The sequence below is a fragment of the Stenotrophomonas sp. YJH_SMC_127 genome (genome assembly GCF_059372445.1).
In genome coordinates, this window is sequence record NZ_JCAFVO010000010.1 from 121837 (window position 1) to 135729 (window position 13893).

Genomic DNA, 13893 nt, shown 5'->3' on the forward strand with positions numbered 1-13893 from the left:
TTGCCCTTTTATTTAGATTTATCTAAATTAGACACGTCTAAACAAAAAGGTCAACCATGCCCAGCACCCCGCTCGACAGTGCCGCGATGGCCAAGCACGCCGCGCAGGCCGCTGCCCTGCTCAAGCGCCTGGCCCATCCTGCCCGCCTGCGCGTGCTGTGCCGCCTGGTCGAAGGCGAAGCGCCGGTGCCGGAGCTGCAGGCGCTGACCGGATTAAGTGCGTCCGCGCTATCGCAGCACCTGGCTGTGCTGCGCGATATGGACATCGTGGCGACCCGGCGCGAAGCGCAGGCCATCCACTACCGCATGCAGGAAGGGCCCGCATTGGGCGTGCTGCAGGCGCTGCATGCCGCCTATTGCGGCGGCGGCACCTCGGGCTGACGCTCAGCCGGCGTGCAGTGCTGGCTGCACAACGTTGTCGAGCAGGTCCACCGGCGTCGGCGCGGAGCGATCACCCTGCAGCGTACGGGTAAAGCCCGACCAGTCGCTGGATGACAGCTGGCGCAACAGCGCCTGCTCCACCGGCAGCGCACGCATCGACCAGTACGGAAACTGGCGCTGGCCCAGGCGGCCGCGCGCCAGTTCAATGATGTCGATATGGCTGCCGGCCTGCAGGATGCGTTCGTAGACCGAACCGATGCCATCCGGCGGCCCTTCGATGTACTGCAGGAAACGCCCGCCGTCGTGCAGCAGCACGCCGGTCACGCCGGCCATCTTGTTGAAGCGGGCCGCATCGTCGACCAGCGCCTGCACCCGTCGAGCGGAGAGATCCGGCAGCGCCCGGCTGACATAGGCGATCGCACGCAGTGGCATGGTGCTTCCTTGGCAATATCTGCCGCCACGGTAGCAGTTGCGGACGAGCCCGTCTCAGATCCACGCGTCGCTTGCTGAAGGATTCAGCTGGCCGCCGTTGCCGGGCTTTCAGAGCGCCGTGGCAGCGTCGCCTCGAACACCACCTGCCCCGCCTCGTTGCGCGCGCCGATGTGGCCGCCGTGCGCGCGGACGAACTGATCAACGATGTACAGGCCCAGCCCCAGGCCATTGCTGGGGTGGAAACTGGCCTTGAACGGCTCGAACAATCGCGGCAGCAGCGCGTCGTCGATCCGCCCGGCGTTGCTTACCCGCAGCAGCACGCTGCGCGGATCGCGGCCGTCCACCTCCACCCTCGCCTCGCTGCCATGGGTAAGCGCGTTGCCGACCAGGTTCGCGGCGACCTGGCCAAGCCGATCCAGATCACCCTGCAGGCGGGTATCGCCCTGCATGTCGAGATGCACCCGTGCGTGGCCGTGGGCGCTGCCCGCTTCGGCCACCACGGCACGCGTCACTTCCGCAAGATCGCAGGCACTTGCCTGCAGGCGCAGGCCGCCGCTGCGGATCCGCGAAAAGTCCAGCAGCTGCTCGACCATCCGCGCCATGCGCAGGGTGCTGGCTTCCAGGTGCTTCAGGGTCTGCTGCGCACCGGCATTGTCCTCTGGAAGCTCCAGCGCCAGCTTGTCGGCACACAGCAGGATCGCCGACAGCGGCGTGCGCAGGTCATGGGTGAGCACGGCCGCCATCGTCTCGTTGAGCTTGAGCGAACGTTCCAGCGCCTCGTTGCGCGCCTTCAGCAGCTGGCGCTGCTGGTAGAGCTCGATGAAGACGTTGACCTTGCTCAGGATCACCTGCGGTGCGACCGGCTTGTGCAGGAAATCGACCGCACCTGTTTCGTAGCCCTTGAAGGCACGCACCGGGTCATCCGGCGAGGCGGTCAGGAAGATGATCGGCACATCGCGGCTGCGGTGCGAACCGCGCATCAGCTCGGCCAGGGTGAAGCCATCGATCTCCGGCATGTGCACATCCAGCAATGCCAGCGCCACCTCGTGCTCCAGCAGCAGCTCCAGCGCCTGCGCACCCGAGCCCGCAAGCAGCAGGTTCACGCCCTCGCGCTGCAGCAGCGCCTGCATGGCTACCAGGTTCTGCGGCACGTCATCGACGATCAGCAGGTTGACCGGGGTCTGCGACTGCGCAGGGTCCGGTGGCAACAGGTTCATGCAAACAACTCCTTCAGGCGACGGCACATCAGTTCAAGGGGCAGCACGGCATCGGCGCCAGCGTGCTGCAGGGCGGAGGCCGGCATCATCGATGCCTCGGCCTCCTCGGGACATTGCAGCCAGGCGCGGCCACCAGCGGCGCGCACGGCGGCCACGCCTTCGCTGCCATCACTGCTGGCACCGGTCAGCAGCAAGGCCAGCACCTGCGCGCCGAACACCGCTGCCGCCGACTCGAACAGCGGATCGATGGCCGGGCGAGAAAACAGCACCGGGGCGTCCACCGACAGCGCCAGCGAACCGGCGTCTTCCACCAGCAGGTGATAGTCCGGTGGCGCAAAGGTCACCGTGCCAGGCTGCAGCGGCTGCTTGTCTTCGGCCTCGCGCACCGGCAGCGCGCAGTACGGCGCCAGCACTTCGGCGATGCGGCTGCTGCGATCGCGTGGCAGGTGCAGCACTGCCAGCACCGGCGCCGGCAGTGCCGCAGGCAGCGCGCCAAGCACCGTCTGCAGCGCTGCGACCCCACCCGCAGAGGCCCCGATCACCAGCACGGCCGGTCGTATCGGCAGGCTCATCAGGCGACTTTCCGGTACAGGCGATGCTCGCGCGAGCAGACCTCGAACGCACCGTGGTGGCGCCCGAACTGCAGCGACTCCTTGCTGCCCAGGCCAAGGAAGCCGCGATGCACCAGCGCATCACGGAACAGGCCCACCGCGCGATCCTGCAGGTCGCGGTTGAAATAGATCAGCACGTTGCGGCACGACACCAGGTGCACTTCGGAGAACACGGTGTCGGTGGCCAGGCTGTGGTCGGCGAACACCACGTTGCGGCGCAGCTGGCGGTTGAACACCGCGCCATCGTAGGCCGTGGCGTAGTAGTCGGAGAGCGAAGCGGTGCCGCCGGCCGCCAGGTAGTTGCGGCTGAACTGGGCCATGCGGTCGATGCCATAGGCGCCGGCTTCGGCGGTGGCCAGCGCTGCCGGATTGATGTCGGTGGCGTAAACGATGCTGCGCTCGAGCAGGTCTTCCTCGTGCAGCAGGATCGCCAGTGACCACACTTCCTCGCCCGTACTGCAGCCAGCCACCCACAGCTTCACCGAGGGATAGGTGCGCAGCACCGGCACCACCTGCTCGCGCAGCTCACGGAAATAGGCCGGGTCACGGAACATCTCCGAGACCTGCACGGTGAAGAACTGCATCGCCTGCGCGAACAGGTCCGGCTCGTGCAGCAGGCGGTGCTGCAGGTCGGCCAGCCGCTCGCACTCGTAGCGCTGCATGGCCTGGCGGATGCGCCGCCGCAGCGACGATACCGCGTAGCTGCGGAAGTCGTAGTGGTAGCGCTGGTACAGCGCTTCCAGCAGCACCTTCAGTTCCAGGTCGAACAGCGCCTGCTCGTTCATTGCCGCGAGCACCAGACACGGCACAACGAGACCAGCTTGTCGACATCGATGGGCTTGGCGATGTAATCGTTGGCACCGGCCTGCAGGCATCGCTCACGGTCGTCCGGCATGGCCTTGGCGGTCAGCGCGATGATCGGCAGGTCCTGCAGGTGGCGCTGCGCGCGGATCTCGCGCATCGCGGCCAGCCCATCCTTCTCCGGCATCATGATGTCCATCAGCACCAGATCGACCTCACGCTCGGCCAGGCGATCCACCGCTTCCTGGCCATTGCGCGCGATCTCCAGCGTGACGCCGAGCGGTTCGAGCACGCTGGACAGCGCGAAGATGTTGCGGACATCGTCTTCGGCCAGCAGCACGGTACGGCCATCGAGCACGGTGTCGCGACGGCGCGCTTCGCGCAGCAGGCGCTGCTGGTCGGTCGGCAGGCTGGCCTCGACGCTGTGCAGGAACAGGGTCACTTCATCCAGCAGGCGTTCCGGCGAACGCGCACCCTTGATGATGATGCTCTTGGAATAGCGGCGCAGGCGCTGCTCTTCCTCGCGGCTGAGCGCGCGGCCGGTATAGACGATCACCGGCGGGAAACCGACCTCATCGTTGCCGGCCATGTGTTCAAGCAGGTCGTAGCCGCTGCCGTCGGGCAGCGACAGGTCCATCACCATGCAGTCGAACGTGACCGTGCTGAGCTGTTCCAGTGCACCGGCCAGGGTGCCCACCGCGACGATCTGCAGCTGGTCGCGGCCCAGCAGCAGTTCCAGGTTGCTGCGCAGCTCGCTGTCGTCCTCGACGATCAGCAGGCGCCGCACGTCGCGCTGGCTGGTCTGTTCCAGCTGCTCGATGGCCGTCACCAGCCGCTCGCGCGTGGTCGGCTTGATCGCGAAGCCGATCGCGCCCAGCTCGCGCGCCACCTGGCTGCGGTCCGTTGCCGAGACCACATGCACCGGGATGTGGCGGGTTTCGGGGTTGCGCTTCAGGCGCTCCAGCACGCTCAGGCCCGACACGTCCGGCAGGCCGATATCAAGCAGGACGCCGTTTGGACGCAGCTCACTGGCAAGTGTCAGCGCTTCTTCCGCCGTACCCGCCACCACGCAGTCGAAGTCCAGTTCATGGGCCAGGGCCACCAGTGCTTCGGCGAACGTGGCATCGTCCTCGACCGCCAGGATCAGGCGCCCGGCGCGCTGGCGGCGGCCGCGGTCGTCGGCCACGCCGGCCGACACAGTGGCCGGCGCCGACGCAGTGGCAGCGCGCACCGGCGCGGGCGGCAGCACGGCCGGTGTCCGTGCCGGCGCCGGCACTGCCACGGGGGCCTCGGCAGCCTCGGCTGCGCTCGCCGCGGGGGCGCCCTGCAATGGCAGCTCCAGGATGAAGCAGCTGCCGCGCCCGGGCTCGCTGTCGACCTGGATCTGGCCGCCCATGCGCTCGGCCAGGTCGCGCGAGATCGACAGGCCCAGGCCGGTACCGCCGTAGCGACGGCGGGTGCTGCCGTCGGCCTGGCGGAAGGCTTCAAAGATGACGTCCAGCTGCTCGCGGGCGATGCCGATGCCGGTGTCGCAGACCTCGAACCGGATGCGGCCATTGCCGGCCGCACGCACGTGCAGGCTGACCTTTCCGTGCTCGGTGAACTTCACCGCATTGGCCAGCAGGTTCTTCAGGATCTGCTGCAGCCGCTGGCTGTCGACCACCAGCTGGCTCGGTGCCAGCGCATCGGCTTCGATCTGCAGGGCCAGGCCCTTCTGCCGCGCCATCGGCTCGAAGGTCTCGCGCAGGCGCTGCAGCGCGCTGTCGACCACCACCACTTCATCGGACAGTTCGACATGGCCGGCCTCGATGCGCGACAGGTCGAGGATGTCGTTGATCAGTGCCAACAGATCGTTGTTGGACGAGAGGATCGCACGGGCGTACTTCACCTGTTCCTCGGTGAGCGTGCCGTCCTTGTTGTCGGCCAGCAGCTTGGCCAGGATCAGCGAGCTGTTCAGCGGCGTGCGCAGTTCGTGCGACATGTTGGCCAGGAACTCGGACTTGTAGCGCGATGTCGCGGCCAGTTCGTTGCTGTTGCGCACCAGCTGGCTCTGCGCGACCAGCAGCGCCTGCTTCTGCGCCTCCAGCTCGTGGGTGCGCTCTTCCAGCTGCACGTTGCTCTGTTCCAGCTCGGCCTGCTGTTCTTCCAGGTGGCTCTGCGACTGCAGCAGGCTGCGGCTCTGCTCTTCCAGTTCCTCGTTGGCCACGCGCAGCTCTTCCTGCTGGGCCTGCAGCTCCTCGCCCTGGCGCTGCGACTCTTCCAGCAGCACCACCAGTTGCGCACGCAACAGCGATGCGCGCAGCGCCATGCCGATGGTCTCGGCACAGCGCTCCAGCAGCTCGCGATCCAGATCACGCTGTTCACCGACCCGGGCGCGGCCCAGTTCGATGATGCCGACCACGGCGCCGTCGCTGCTGAGCGGCGCCAGGATGCGCTCGCGCACCGGCAGCCGGCCCAGGCTGGTCTGCAGTTCAAGCACCGCGGCATCGTCGCCATGCAGGTGGCGGATCCGTTCATCACGAGCGACCTGCCCGGCCAGCCCTTCGTGCAGGGCCAGCGAGGCCGGCGCGCCCGAAGGCAGCGCCATGCCACCGGTCAGCTGCAGCCGTCCGCCTTCCAGCCGATAGACCGCACCGACCTCCGCGTCCAGCTGCCCGGCCAGGCTCGTCGCAGCCGCCTCGGCGATCTGCTCCGGCCCCAGGTCACCGCGCAGGCTCGACGCCACCGCGTTCTCGGCCTCCTGCAGCCAGAGCGCGCGCATGGCCTGGCGGCGGGCCTGGATGGCGCGCGAGACGATCAGCGCGATCATCAGGAAGGCGCAGCCACCGATGGTGCGGTTGACGAACGAGAACGACGAGTTGTTGCTGGCGGGCGCCACGTTGAAGCCGATCACCAGCAGGACACAGGCGATCATCGCGACCACGAACGGCGCGCGCGCACTGCGCTGGAACACCGTGACGCCCACGGCCAGGAAATAGGCCAGCCAGACCGCGTATCCCAGCGGCACCACCAGTTCCAGCGCGATGGTCGCCGCCAGCAATACGGCAGAGGTCATCCAGATCCAGCGGTCACGCGTAGTCGCACCAGGACGCATGCAGGTCGGTTCCAGAAGGCAAAGGGTGGAAGATGGTACTCCGTGTCGCATTCAGCCGCACAGGACAAATGGCACGTGTCAGGTGTGCACGCATCCTTCACACTTGAATGCCTAGCTTCACGTCCCTCACAGGGGTAACACTTATCTACACGTGGACGCAGCTGCCTCTACGACGTCCGTGCTGACGGACCCTTCCCGACAACTGCGATTGCTGATCGACAGCGTGCGCGACCATGCGCTGTACCTGCTTGATCCTGAAGGCATCGTCTGCAGCTGGAACCCGGGCGCCGAGCGCATCAAGGGCTATTCAGCCGATGAAGTGGTGGGTACGCACTTCGGTCGTTTCTACCTGGCCACCGAGCGCGAGGCCGGCGAACCGCAGCGCCTGCTCCGCCTCGCGGCGCAGCAGGGCCATGTTGCCAGCGAGGGCTGGCGGGTACGCCGCGACGGCTCCTCGTTCCGCGCCAGCGTGGTCATCGAGCCGGTCGTCGAAGCGGGCGAACTGCTTGGCTTCGTCAAGATCACCCGTGACATCACCGAGCAATGGCAGGCACAGCGACTGCTGCGCGATGCCCAGCGTGCGCTGCGCAACACCCAGCAGTTCGAGACGGTCGGCCGGCTCAGCCGCGGCCTGTCGCACGAGTTCAACAACCTGCTGACCACCATCGGCAACGCACTGGACCTGCTGTCGCTACGCGTCCGCGGTGACGATGCACGCGCCGCCGAGCTGCTGGACGCTGCGCAGGCAGCCACCGACCGCGGCGCCCTGCTGACCCGCCAGCTGCTGGCCTTCAGCACGGGCCAGACCCTGATCCGCGAACCGCTGGACATCAACACGCTGGTACAGCAATGGCTGCCGGGCCTGCAGCGCGCCTGCCCGCCCACGGTGACGCTGGACGCCTGCCTCACGCCGGGCCTGCCGCAGGTGTGCACCGACGCGATGCAGCTGCAGGCTGCCCTGGCCAACCTGGTGGCAAATGCCGTGGAGGCCACCATCGATGGCGGGCGCATCCTGATCGGCACCGCGCTGGAACATCGGCTCGACCCGGATGCGGACACTACGCTGCAACGCGGCTATGTCACCCTCAGCGTCTGTGACGAAGGCCATGGCATGGCGGCCGACATCGCCGAGCGCGCCAGCGAGCCCTTCTTCACCACCAAGGACATCGGCAAGGGCAGCGGCCTGGGCCTGAGCCAGGTGTTCGGATTCACTACCCAGAGCGGCGGCTTCGTCGATGTGTCCACCACGCCCGGTGTCGGCACGACGGTAAGCCTGCTGTTACCCGCATCAGAGGAAGCAACCCATGACCGATGAACCGATCCGCGTACTGATGGTGGAGGACCAGAACGATCTGCGCGAGATGATCGGCCTGGCCCTGCGCGATTTCGGCATCGAGGTCGCCACCACCGCCGATGGCCACGAGGCGGCGGAGCTGCTCAAGGGCGAGGCGCGTTTTGACGTGGTGTTCAGCGATGTCAGCATGCCCAACGGCATGTCCGGCATCGAACTGAGCGAGCACGTCGCCCGCGAACAGCCGCAGGCACGCATGATCCTGTCCTCCGGCTATGCGCGCTCGCAGCTGCCGCCGCTGCCGGAGCAGGTGGAGTTCCTGCCCAAGCCCTATCGCCTGCGCCAGCTGGTCGAGCTGTTGAAGCAGGATTGACCTTTCGCCAGGCCTGGCGAAGCCGATCTGCGGGTGCCGGGGCCCTACCGCCGCGACTGCGTGGTCGAACGCGTGCTCGGCGGGGTTACCGAGGATCTGCTGCCCGAAGTGCCGGCACCGCTGTTCGCATCCCACTAGCGCCGCCCTGCCCCGCACGGCGGTAGCCGGTCAGCGACTGCCCGGTGTGCCGCCGGAAGTAGCGGCACAGGTAGGACGCATCCTCGAAGCGCAATCGCTCGGCGATGCGCCCGATCGGCAGCTCGCTGTAGCTCAGCAGCGCCTTGATCTCCAGCACCACCTGGCGGTCGATCAACGCCTTGGGTGTTTCATCGAAGCACTCGCGGGTCAGCTGTGAAAGATAGAACGGCGTGATGCACAACGCATCGGCATAAGACTGCACGTCGCGCTGGCGGGTACTGCGCTGGCCGACCAGTTCCCAGAAATTCCAGGCCAGGCGCTCGCGCCGGCTGACCGACGCTGCGGCCCCCTTCTGTGCCGGCAACAGCGTGGCGAATTTCAGGAAAAAGGTCTGCAGCAGATTGCGCAGCATCACGTGCCGATAGCGGCCCCCAGTATGCTGCGCGTCCATCAGCTGCTGCAGCCAGCCCTGCAGGAGCGGCACCTCCAGCGGCGACGGCACGCAATGGGGATGCTCATGCAGGAACTTGAACAGCGCGTTGGGCAGTACGTAGGCCACCTCCGACGCCAGCGCCTTCGGCATCAGGCAGACCACCGCCAGGAAGCCACGCGATCGCTTCCGCAGCAGCGCCAGCGTGTCCTCGGCCAGCACCAGCACGTCGTGCCGCTGCACCGCCACCTCACGGAAGTTCAGCGCGAAGCGCGCACGCCCGGACACGCACACCAGTACCGCCAGATACGCGTGCCCGAACGACAGCGGAACCCCCTGCCCCTCGGCCAGCGTACTGACCTCCAGGCGCATCGATTCGTCCTGATCCAGAAGCTGGGGTATGCGGTCCATTGGCCGATCCGGCTGCATTCCGGGGCACAGCATACCTGCGCCAACGAGGCAGTTGTGAAAAGTACCGAAAACATCAAGGTCCCGCCCTGTGCCCTCCGCCCGACGCGGCCTAGCCTGTGCGCTCTCTCCCTGCCCCTGGAACGGCCATGCCGCTGCATACCGAACGCTTGATCCTGCGCCCCTGGCGCGACACCGACGCCGCCGACCTGTACGAATACGCCCGCGACCTGCGCGTCGGGCCCATCGCCGGATGGCCAGCCCACACCAGCATCGAGGAAAGTACCGAGATCATCCGCACCGTGTTCAACCGTCCGGAGGTCTATGCGCTGCAGAGCCGCGAAGATGGCCGCGCCATCGGCTGTGTCGGCATCCTGATCGGTGCCGACAGCAACTTCGAGATCGGCGAGCGCGAAGGCGAGATCGCCTACTGGATCGGCGTACCGTACTGGGGGCGCGGCCTGGTGCCCGAAGCAGTGCGCGAAGTGATGCGGCACGCCTTCCTCGGCCTGCGTCTGGACGCACTGTGGTGCGGCTACTTCGCCGACAACCTGCAGTCCCTGAGCGTACAGAGCAAATGCGGTTTCCAGCATCACCATACCGAAGTGAACAAGTTCAACAGCTTCCTCGGCGACTACCGCACCGAACACATCAGCCGCATCACCCGCGAGCAATGGCAGGCGCAACAGGCTTCCGTGCTGCGCGCGTGATCACCACTCAGCCGGCACGGTGCTGCATGAACAGCAGTTCCGGCGTCGAAGCGTCTTCCATCGGCTGAAAGCCCAGGTCGCGATACAGGGTCACCGCCGCGACGTTGTCACGATAGACACGCAGGGTCAGCCGCTCCGCCCCGGCCGACTGCAACGCCTGCGCCATCAGCGCCTGCATCAGTACACGTCCCAGTCCACGCCCGCGTGCCCGCGGCGAAACGATGATGCGGCCCAGGTGCAGCGTGCCGGAGGTCGTTGGCCAGTACTGGCCGAAACCAAGGCAGTGGCCATGCGCATCCAACAGCACCCAACCCGGGCGCTGCTGCAGTTGCAGTGCCTGCGCGAATGCGTCCGGCACGAGCGGATACGCCACGCCGGGACCGGCCCAGCGCCGGGTTGCGCTGGCCGAATCCAGCCACGCGCCGATGGCGGCGAAGTGCGGAGGCTGCACGGGGCGAAGGTACTCACTCATGGCGTGCGCGCAAGGAAGGATGGCCACCATGGTGCGCGATCCCGGTGGCCGGATCACGTTGCACGGCAGCGCTTGAATTTTGTCCCAGGGCAGTAAGCAATGCCGATCGTCCACCGCCGCCACACCTGACAACCACTCTTTTCCTTCTGCCCTCGGGATCCGGCATGATCCACGGCCTCAGCGCCTTGCCTCTTACGCCGGTGACCGAATCGGGCATCGACCTGCACGCCTTCGCTGGGATGGTCGAGCGACTCGCAGCCGCTGGCGTGGACTCGATGGGCGTGCTCGACTCAGCTCCTTCGCACGGCGCCGCTCAAGCACCACGGTCGTGCTGCATCCTAGCGTGCGGCAGCGAGGTTGATCTGTGTCATTCGATACGAATCACGCTTTAGAGGCATCGACTTCGAGATGCTACCATCCAAGCGTCACTTCATAGGGATATAAAGCATGGGTGGTTTCAGCATCTGGCATTGGATCATCCTACTGGCGGTTATCCTGATCCCAGTAGCGATTATTGCGATAGTCCTTGCGCTCAGTCGCCGCAAGAAATAAGAAGCCAATTGAGAGTTCAAACAAAATGGGGCCGCTAAAACGGCCCCATTTGCCTATTGCAAGTCGCCCAACACGCCATCAGCGGATCATATATTCGACGTTGCAAACCTTAGCGACCCCGGCGCCACTACAGGTAATTGCCTTGACACTACCCGTCGACGACGGGCCAGATGCCGACATCGTTGCACCGAGACCTTGAAGATGGGTGACCATCCTTGCAAGATTCTCTCCGCCGTAGTCAGTCCAAGTACCATTCACCTGCTGAATATCGGTCGGAATCAACTGCCCTGCGGCGGTACGCTCACTACCGACTTCGGACTGTCCATTCTGATGCTCGAGGTTGACGACGACAACAACCGAGGAACCGTCCTTAAACACGACCTTCATTATGATCCTCGCTTGATCGCGCAGGCCTGTGTAGTTCGTAACGTGCTGGAGTAGGTCGGCCATTGCCGTGAAAACGTCGGTTCCGACCACCTTGGAAATGACATCCGTGCTACCCGTCGCAGTTTCGACCATTGCACGGAGGTTGTAGTCCGATACGTACTCGTAAGCCGTCATAGCACTTGCGCTCGGATTGAGGCCGAGCGTCGCGATTGGCACGATGAACGTGGGACGAAGTGTGCCACCACCAACGACTTGTACGCGATGAGCTCGGTTCACCTCTTCAACGGCACCCGCCGGTGGAGTCTCCCGCACAACCAGAGGTCCTGCGGCTCTCGGCTCAATGCCACCACCGCCGCCACCGGAGCTTGTACCAACGTAGTACTGCTGAATCTGGTTGTCAGTAACATTAAAAATCAGGTGAGTCCCGGGCCCTTGACGAACGGCCTCAGCGCGATAGTCACCATCAATTCGACAGGTGTCGCATCGGACAGCGGCAGCATTCACGTCTGCGACAAGAGCGCCTAAGCCAACAAATCCAAGCATCCCAGCAAGAGCGTATTTCAAAAGCACTGTCCATCTCCATGTTAGACCGATCGGCGATCGAGGCTTCTTTCCCTCGAAAGCCAAGTCCATGCTATCCCAATCGCTTGGTAAGAAAAAAGGTCGGCAATTCCATCGCGATCGCGATAACCACAGCCAATGCCAGGTACTGAGATCACCTGTGCTGCCGCGCCGCCCGGATGGCCCGCGTTCTGCGAGGAGATGCGGCAGCGCTCGGCAGAGAAAGCACGAACACCGCTGCCCGCCGACGACACGCACCGAGCAACCGCCCGGCCGGCGCAGTCGGCGAGATTTCCACAAGCCGGCAACCACTTCAGCGTCCAGGACTAGCAGCATGTTCTCCAATGGCTTCGGCTGCCATATCCGAGTAGTTTCTTGCGACCTCATTTGCACGCTTCGGTTGTCGTCGCCGTAGTAGCGGTGTCTGCGACCATCTTTCTTGGCACCGTGAGAAAGCAGTTGCTTTGGCCTATTGCAACGTGGAACTTAAGGAGTTGCAGCTGCGGACGATGGTGATATATGGGTTTATGGGGCTGGGAGCGGATTTCTGCGAAGACGCTTTCGTCGGAAGCATCAGTTCACGCGAGCTTCTCAGTAAGAACGCGAAGAATCTCAAGACTGATCGACTTCGGTCTCTTCCGGGTAGGTTGCACGCTCTGCCCGAGGTGGAAGGCGTGGACCTGGCTTGCTTGCTTGGAGACTGTGGGGAAGGAAGTTCGCAGGCTGCAGGCCGCGCTCCGCCGTGGCGTGCAGTGGAAGGAATGGATGCGAACCCGTTTGAGGGGATCCAGGCACCAAGAGGGGTGCGAAGCATTGCCGTCCGGTTCTATACAGCTGATGCCATGCAGCAGCTCTACGCGGCCAATGCCTCCCGGGCCAACCTATGGCGGTTCATGGCACACACCGGAATCCGGCGCGGCGATCTGATGCACCTGAGGCACGAGAACGTGGTTACTGGTCGCCTGCTGGTCGAGAGCGATCCGGACGAGGACGGCGACGGACGCACGAAGTCAGGGAATTGGCGAGAGGTGCCGTTGAACGCCCATGCCGCTGCACCTCTAGCCACCCTTCTCGATCCGCTGGTAAGCGTTCACAAGGACACCGTGAGCGACTGGTCCAAGGATGATGCGACCGCGGCAGGCGTTGGCGGGAGTCTTCACCGCCTGAGGCACACGTTCTGCGCCCATATGGTTATGGCTGGCGTGCCATTGCGGTGCGTGCAGCTCCTGGCCGGTCATGCTGATTACGCCACTACAGAGAAGTACTACGCACACCTCACCCCTGAGGGCGATGATGGCGCGGTGGCGAAGCTAACCTATTGATTCGCTACTGTGACCACTGTGACCAATTAGTACCTTTTGATGGCCCGATATGGCCCATGGCAGCGCAGCAGCTGCCGCAAGTTATTGATTCTGGTGACCCCGGCCCGATTCGAACGGGCGACCTTCCCCTTAGGAGGGGGGCGACGGCGCCAAGAGTATCAAGGGGTCCGATGGCATCTGTGCCAATCGTGTGCCCAAACGGGGCTTGCGGCAGGCGCTTACGCTCCTAGAAGGGCTCCGCGGCTCCCCACATTCCCGGCGCGTGGTCAGTCGATTCGACTTGGGCGTCGCGATACCAGCGGGCGGAGTCGACCCCGCCCGCCCGTGTCTTCAGCTCTGAACTTCGGCCCGGAAGGCGATCTCAATCAGCTGCTCCGGGAAGGCCAGCGCCGAGACCCCAATCAGGTTACTGGCAACCTGCGGCACCGGCTGACCATACACGGCCGGCCGGACCTTGCCACTGGCCGCGAACGCGGCCGGAACGTCGATAACGAACAGCGTTTCCTCGACCACGTCAGCCAGCGACCCACCCAACTCTGCCAGCAGCACCTGCGCGTTCTCGTAGGTGCGCCTCATCTGGGCTTCCATGGTGTCGAAGTTGGCGGGCTTACCATTCGCCCCCAGCTCTGCGGGTGCGACCAACTGCCCCTCCGGCGTATGGGACAGCTGTCCGGACACGAAGATCGTGTTGTTAACGCGGACGGCTTGGACGTA

14 protein-coding genes and 1 tRNA gene are annotated in these 13893 nt (G+C 65.1%); 5 read left to right on the forward strand and 10 right to left on the reverse strand.

What is annotated here, in order from left to right:
• The first annotated feature begins 56 nt into the window (after positions 1–56).
• Positions 57–380: an ArsR/SmtB family transcription factor gene (locus AC5QAB_RS18490; protein WP_032957672.1), complete on the forward strand. Its 324-nt coding sequence runs from the start codon at positions 57–59 to the stop codon at positions 378–380.
• Positions 381–383: 3 nt separating this feature from the next.
• Here the strand turns inward: AC5QAB_RS18490 and AC5QAB_RS18495 are convergent, their stop codons facing one another.
• The 5 genes from AC5QAB_RS18495 to AC5QAB_RS18515 all read right to left on the reverse strand — a co-directional run bounded on the left by AC5QAB_RS18495 (position 384) and on the right by AC5QAB_RS18515 (position 6535).
• The gene (locus AC5QAB_RS18495; protein WP_495233545.1) at positions 384–812 is read right to left on the reverse strand and encodes a BLUF domain-containing protein; all 429 of its coding nucleotides are present in this window, start codon (positions 810–812) and stop codon (positions 384–386) included.
• Positions 813–895: 83 nt separating this feature from the next.
• Positions 896–2029: a hybrid sensor histidine kinase/response regulator gene (locus tag AC5QAB_RS18500; protein WP_032957670.1), complete on the reverse strand. Its 1134-nt coding sequence runs from the start codon at positions 2027–2029 to the stop codon at positions 896–898.
• Entirely contained in the window at positions 2026–2601 is a 576-nt protein-coding gene (locus tag AC5QAB_RS18505; RefSeq protein WP_046430340.1) for a chemotaxis protein CheB, read from the reverse strand. The genes AC5QAB_RS18500 and AC5QAB_RS18505 overlap by 4 nt, the downstream gene beginning before the upstream one ends.
• Entirely contained in the window at positions 2601–3425 is an 825-nt protein-coding gene (locus AC5QAB_RS18510) for a CheR family methyltransferase (RefSeq protein ID WP_075076806.1), read from the reverse strand. Before AC5QAB_RS18510 ends, AC5QAB_RS18505 begins: the two co-directional genes overlap by 1 nt.
• Entirely contained in the window at positions 3422–6535 is a 3114-nt protein-coding gene (locus AC5QAB_RS18515; RefSeq protein ID WP_164110594.1) for a response regulator, read from the reverse strand. Before AC5QAB_RS18515 ends, AC5QAB_RS18510 begins: the two co-directional genes overlap by 4 nt.
• Before the next feature lie 151 nt (positions 6536–6686).
• Between AC5QAB_RS18515 and AC5QAB_RS18520 the strand changes: the two genes are divergently transcribed.
• Together AC5QAB_RS18520 and AC5QAB_RS18525 are read left to right on the forward strand one after the other, a co-directional pair.
• Entirely contained in the window at positions 6687–7850 is a 1164-nt protein-coding gene (locus tag AC5QAB_RS18520; protein WP_401730139.1) for a two-component system sensor histidine kinase NtrB, read from the forward strand.
• Positions 7840–8199, forward strand: coding sequence for a response regulator (locus tag AC5QAB_RS18525; RefSeq protein ID WP_014646927.1), 360 nt, complete (start codon positions 7840–7842; stop codon positions 8197–8199). Before AC5QAB_RS18520 ends, AC5QAB_RS18525 begins: the two co-directional genes overlap by 11 nt.
• Before the next feature lie 85 nt (positions 8200–8284).
• Here AC5QAB_RS18525 and AC5QAB_RS18530 read toward each other — a convergent pair whose 3' ends face one another.
• Entirely contained in the window at positions 8285–9178 is an 894-nt protein-coding gene (locus tag AC5QAB_RS18530) for a helix-turn-helix domain-containing protein (RefSeq protein ID WP_197561176.1), read from the reverse strand.
• Between the two features lie 146 nt (positions 9179–9324).
• On the opposite strand from AC5QAB_RS18530, the gene AC5QAB_RS18535 reads away from it, so the two are divergent.
• Entirely contained in the window at positions 9325–9885 is a 561-nt protein-coding gene (locus tag AC5QAB_RS18535) for a GNAT family N-acetyltransferase (protein WP_197561177.1), read from the forward strand.
• Between the two features lie 7 nt (positions 9886–9892).
• On the opposite strand, the gene AC5QAB_RS18540 is transcribed toward AC5QAB_RS18535, so the two are convergent.
• The gene (locus AC5QAB_RS18540) at positions 9893–10357 is read right to left on the reverse strand and encodes a GNAT family N-acetyltransferase (RefSeq protein WP_197561178.1); all 465 of its coding nucleotides are present in this window, start codon (positions 10355–10357) and stop codon (positions 9893–9895) included.
• A 630-nt stretch (positions 10358–10987) separates the two neighbouring features.
• Complete coding sequence (locus AC5QAB_RS18545; protein WP_229767324.1) at positions 10988–11866, reverse strand: hypothetical protein; 879 nt, start codon at positions 11864–11866, stop codon at positions 10988–10990.
• Positions 11867–12699: 833 nt separating this feature from the next.
• On the opposite strand from AC5QAB_RS18545, the gene AC5QAB_RS18550 reads away from it, so the two are divergent.
• Positions 12700–13179, forward strand: a complete 480-nt coding sequence (locus AC5QAB_RS18550; RefSeq protein ID WP_239517629.1) for a tyrosine-type recombinase/integrase — start codon at positions 12700–12702, stop codon at positions 13177–13179.
• A gap of 91 nt (positions 13180–13270) precedes the next feature.
• On the opposite strand, the gene AC5QAB_RS18555 is transcribed toward AC5QAB_RS18550, so the two are convergent.
• Together AC5QAB_RS18555 and AC5QAB_RS18560 are read right to left on the reverse strand one after the other, a co-directional pair.
• Positions 13271–13347: transfer RNA gene (locus AC5QAB_RS18555), tRNA-Arg, on the reverse strand.
• Between the two features lie 162 nt (positions 13348–13509).
• Positions 13510–13893, reverse strand: a 384-nt coding sequence (locus tag AC5QAB_RS18560) for a RidA family protein (protein ID WP_495233546.1), incomplete at its 5' end; no start/stop codon positions are given.

Coding starts and splice junctions, on each gene's coding strand:
- AC5QAB_RS18490 (WP_032957672.1), top strand. CDS start 57: ATGCCCAGCACCCCGCTCGACAGTGCCGCGATGGCCAAGCACGCCGCG.
- AC5QAB_RS18495 (WP_495233545.1), bottom strand. CDS start 812: ATGCCACTGCGTGCGATCGCCTATGTCAGCCGGGCGCTGCCGGATCTC.
- AC5QAB_RS18500 (WP_032957670.1), bottom strand. CDS start 2,029: ATGAACCTGTTGCCACCGGACCCTGCGCAGTCGCAGACCCCGGTCAAC.
- AC5QAB_RS18505 (WP_046430340.1), bottom strand. CDS start 2,601: ATGAGCCTGCCGATACGACCGGCCGTGCTGGTGATCGGGGCCTCTGCG.
- AC5QAB_RS18510 (WP_075076806.1), bottom strand. CDS start 3,425: ATGAACGAGCAGGCGCTGTTCGACCTGGAACTGAAGGTGCTGCTGGAA.
- AC5QAB_RS18515 (WP_164110594.1), bottom strand. CDS start 6,535: ATGCGTCCTGGTGCGACTACGCGTGACCGCTGGATCTGGATGACCTCT.
- AC5QAB_RS18525 (WP_014646927.1), top strand. CDS start 7,840: ATGACCGATGAACCGATCCGCGTACTGATGGTGGAGGACCAGAACGAT.
- AC5QAB_RS18530 (WP_197561176.1), bottom strand. CDS start 9,178: ATGGACCGCATACCCCAGCTTCTGGATCAGGACGAATCGATGCGCCTG.
- AC5QAB_RS18535 (WP_197561177.1), top strand. CDS start 9,325: ATGCCGCTGCATACCGAACGCTTGATCCTGCGCCCCTGGCGCGACACC.
- AC5QAB_RS18540 (WP_197561178.1), bottom strand. CDS start 10,357: ATGAGTGAGTACCTTCGCCCCGTGCAGCCTCCGCACTTCGCCGCCATC.
- AC5QAB_RS18550 (WP_239517629.1), top strand. CDS start 12,700: ATGCAGCAGCTCTACGCGGCCAATGCCTCCCGGGCCAACCTATGGCGG.